This is a genomic window from Hydrocoleum sp. CS-953 (assembly GCF_002260545.1).
In the GTDB taxonomy this organism is placed as follows: Bacteria; Cyanobacteriota; Cyanobacteriia; order Cyanobacteriales; family Microcoleaceae; genus Trichodesmium.
In genome coordinates, this window is sequence record NZ_LGSU01000730.1 from 1 (window position 1) to 4,433 (window position 4,433).

A 4,433-nucleotide genomic window follows, 5' to 3' on the forward strand; every position below is an offset into this window, starting at 1 on the left:
TAAAACCGCTACGGAATTGAAGATAAGGAAATTCAAGATCACTTTTTTCTCTTGAAATCGAAGGCTTTATACCTTGATTTTTCGGTAATGAGAAAGAATAAATTAAGACAATTATTTATCACTTAAAAATCTAGGAATATATGTACTGAAAACCTCTCTATATTTTAACACTTACCTACTTATCGCTTTGAGCTTTTAGTCACTATTTGGTGCCTTAAATGCTTATTTGAAAAACTGTCTCTTACAGCGCTTACCGTTGTTATGATGTACAAAATTTTAGGTTTGAGGGAACAGGGAACAGGTATGGAGGGAATAGGGAATACAAAAGAATAAAAACACCTGTACCTCATAGCTTCGGAAACTTCTGTATGTTTAAGATAACTACCTTTTATAATCTCTGATTTTGCTAATAACTTTACCGAAAAATTAAGGTATTAAGCCTCTCCATTCATAGAGAAACAAAGAAAAAAAATCCTTTTAGCTAATCCTCTTCTTTATAAGAAGAGGTAATTAACAACCTATCAGCTATCAGCATTCAGCATTCAGCTATTAGCTAAAATCGGCGGGTTTAAGTCCCCCACAAGAGCTTGAAAAATTAGTGGTGTGCGTTGATGGGGGTTTGAATCCCCCATCATACGCCTTGAGAGCTGATGGCTGACCGCTGACCGCTNAAATTAGTGGTGTGCGTTGATGGGGGTTTGAATCCCCCATCATACGCCTTGAGAGCTGATGGCTGACCGCTGACCGCTGACTGCTATTTCAATCTAATAATTATTAATCGTTTAATTTTAGCTACAGCATCATTGTTAATAAACCTTGCTGTCCTAAAAGCATCTCTCGCAGTAAGCTGAAAATACCCACCCAAATAATAGGGCTAATATCTACCCCACCCAGAGGAGGCACAATTTTTCTTGTGGGAGCTAAGAATGGTTCTGTAGGCCAAAAAATCAAATTAAATGGAAATTGATTGATATTTACCTGGGGATACCATGTCAGAACAATTCGGAAAATAAATAAGAAAGTCATTAACCCCAGGGAAATGCCTAGAGTCCAATTAACTAATGTCAGATAGTCCATTATAAAGCCAGTTAATTTTTAACTTTTGTCAAGAAGATCGTTATTCATTGTATTGCAAATTATTAAGCCAGACTCATATAGCTTACGATTTACTAACTCAAATAAGAAACCGAGTTTATTGCCCTAATTAGGGCTTGCTGATTAAATATAAAAGCATTGACAGATATTGGTTTGAGCAATTTTCGTTCTGGAAAAAGTACCAGCTTTTTGCTTGATCAAGCGGAAAAAGTCAGCATTTTGGGTAGATTATGGCAGAAAAATCACTCTTACTATTCTTCCTCCTGTCTCCTCTATAATTCAAACTTCTCCTGACTTCCCCTCCACCGGAGGGGTTAGGGGTGGGTTGACTCCTGACTCCTGGCTCCTAACCTCGCCCATAAGAGTTTTTCAGCAAACCCTAATTATTGTTTCAAATCACTAAATTTCCTTGAGCAACTTGGTTTTAACGATTTTAGCTTTGTCGGTCTACTACGATTTTCATAGCAACGAAATTATAGAAATAGCAAATTAAGCTGTTATGGATTTAAACTACATATTTTTTTTGTGTCTAGTTAGGGTTTGGTGATTAAATATAAAAGCTTTGACAGATAAAGTTTTTAGCATTTTTAGGTCTGGAAAAAGTACGAACTTTTAGGTCAAAAAGGTTTAAAATTTTAGCATTTTTTGCTCAATATGAAAAATCACTCTTATAGCGCTACCCATTAAGGTTAGGACATTTTAAATCCTGTTAGCAGAGCTTTTCCCTATACGAAAAACCCTTTGACTGTCTACTGTTTCCTGTTCCCTCTCTTGGTGCGCGTTCCCTTGCGTCTTACGCCGACGCGGGGTCGCACCGCTCCCTGTTCCCTATTCCCTATTCCCTAGCGCTATACTATTCTTCCGACTATCTACTTGCTCATTCCCCATTTCCCCTGACTCCTGACTCCTAGCACTACTAAAAGACTTTTTCAGCAACCCCTAGTTAATATAGTCATTTCACTTTAGATTCAGACAAAGCTTCCTTGCTATGAAGGAGTTTCAGACGAAAAAAGTCTTATTTTTAAGTTAAACTACAATAAGACAACCATTCTGACTTCTGACTTCTGAATTCTGACTTCTAAGCTACTTGCAGATATTAGGCAAAAAATTTGACTAAATAGATTAATATTAAAAATTAAAGGAAATCAATTTTTGTAACAAAGGGTAATAATTTATGACTCCTTCTTTATCAAACTTCTTCTTCAGTCTATTGGCAGGAACTTTAATTGTAGTGATTCCGGCTACAATTTTTCTGATATTCGTCAGCCAAACCGACAAAGTTACTCGTTCCTAGACTCTAGATATTTTTCTTTATGGCTCAAAGGTTGATTAAAACTATTGCAGAGGACTTTCTTCCATAAAATTAACCTGACCTTTATTTTAAACCTCAGCTAAAGTAAAAGGGAGACAGCGATAAAATTGTCCAACCCCTACAAACTGAGGTTTTTCTTTGTTAAATTGAGAATGTATGATCGGACAAAGACAAATATTAAGTGAAATTTATATATATAAATAGCTTAAAGCCTTAAGACCAGGCTAGGGTCAAGATTATTAACCCAAATAGCTAACTTGTGATTGATTAGGAGAATTATAATGGTAAATTTAGGATTTGGATTTCAGACTCTCATGGGAGTAATTCTGGCCTTAGCTGGAGCTGGCCTCTACTTTCTCCGTACATGGCGTCCGAAGCTAGCAAGAGATCACGATATTTTCTTTGCAGCAATTGGTTTACTATCTGGAGGTATTCTAGTATTTCAGGGTTGGAGACTAGACCCAATTTTAGCTTTTGGTCAGTTCTTATTAACTGGTTCTACTATATTCTTTGCAGCAGAAGCCATAAGTCTGAGGGGAGTTACAACTAAGCAAGCTAGAGAACGCACACCTGTTGTAGATGAAGAAAGGTCAGTCAGTCCTGTTTATAGCTATGCAGAAACAGAGTTTGATGAACTAGAGCCTTATGAAGAATATCCTGGTAAACGTCGCATCAGAGGGGCTGAAGATTATCGTTCTTCTAGAGCAGATTATTATGAAGATGACTACCGCCGTCGTCCTCCTAGCCGTAGAAGCAATAGCAATTATGATAGACCAGGAGAACCAAAACCAAAATTACGCAAGCGTAGTAGTCGTCCAGAAGATTATTCAAGGTCATCTGAAGGTTGGGAAACTTCTGTAGATCCAGAAAATAGGCGACCTCGTTCTCGTAGTCGGGAGAACTTTGGTGATACAAATGGTCAGGAAAATAGACCACCTCGTTATATTAGTCGAGATAGCTGGGAAAGTGCAACTGATGAAGAAATATCCCGTGGCGGTAGTAGTCGATCTACTCCCATAGCAAATTATTCAGAAGAAAGACCTCCTAGAACTAGGAAAAGTCGTCCTCCAGAAGGATTATCTTCTGGTAGAGAAGTGACACCTACAGATTATGTAGAGTATACTCCGATGGACTCTGCTGATAATGATATTGATGGTTCTACAAACTCTTAATACCAGTAGGAATGAGGCGCGGATAATTATTTTTACTGATATTTAATGGCGAAAGTTAAAGATGAAAATTCATATTTTCCTCATTCCTTATATTTTTTCTGTAGCTGAATCTCATTTTATTCATTAATTGGCGTTGGTGAATGATTGTATGATTTTTAAGAGTTAGGAGTTAGGAGTTAGGAGTCAGGAGTTAAAACAGCTTTTTCCTTACTATCAATCTTACGACCATAAGAATTTCATACCTTATTTCACCAATGCCTATTAATTTATAATGGATAATTACCGAATAATTAATAATTAAATAATTCGGGTTAAAAGACGACCATTTTAAGGAAAAAAAAAGAAATTTTTTTCCTTCTTAGTTAATTCTCTCACTTTGAGGGAGAGGTAATTATTGATTGTTTCCGCTGTCCCCGACATAAAAATTGTTAATTGCTGAACTATTTAACAATAGATAATGGATAGTGAATAATGGATAATTAGATTATCTGAACGAGTTATACCAATTACCAAAAGTAATGCTATACTTATGCTTGACTTCTGAAGTCAAATAACTACTAAGATTCAAAGTCTGTTTTTAGCAATTATTAGTCGTTTAGTATAAGTTTTTCCTACTTTTAACCTCTCCCTACCTCCCAGACTTCCCACAGTTAACCAGCCAATTATATATAGCATTCTTTTTGAGAAATGGTATTAGATAGGAATAGGGAGATAAAATCAGATATTTAAAAAACTCTTTCATTATCAATTATCCATTGGTCAATGATTTAACTGTAAGAACTAAACTGTAAAAAATTAAAATACTTTACTCCTGCTGATTATTAGTTAGTGAAAATCTAGGTTAATATGAATGC

The 4,433-nt window shown here is 36.0% G+C and carries 3 protein-coding genes; 2 read left to right on the plus strand and 1 reads right to left on the minus strand.

What is annotated here, in order from left to right:
- Positions 1–792: 792 nt before the first annotated feature.
- The gene (locus AFK68_RS08665) at positions 793–1,077 is read right to left on the minus strand and encodes a YggT family protein (RefSeq protein WP_094672385.1); all 285 of its coding nucleotides are present in this window, start codon (positions 1,075–1,077) and stop codon (positions 793–795) included.
- Positions 1,078–2,269: 1,192 nt separating this feature from the next.
- Between AFK68_RS08665 and psbX the strand changes: the two genes are divergently transcribed.
- The gene (psbX, locus tag AFK68_RS08670; RefSeq protein ID WP_094672386.1) at positions 2,270–2,389 is read left to right on the plus strand and encodes a photosystem II reaction center X protein; all 120 of its coding nucleotides are present in this window, start codon (positions 2,270–2,272) and stop codon (positions 2,387–2,389) included.
- Positions 2,390–2,688: 299 nt separating this feature from the next.
- Entirely contained in the window at positions 2,689–3,579 is an 891-nt protein-coding gene (locus AFK68_RS08675; RefSeq protein ID WP_094672387.1) for a Ycf66 family protein, read from the plus strand.
- The last annotated feature ends 854 nt before the right edge of the window (positions 3,580–4,433 follow it).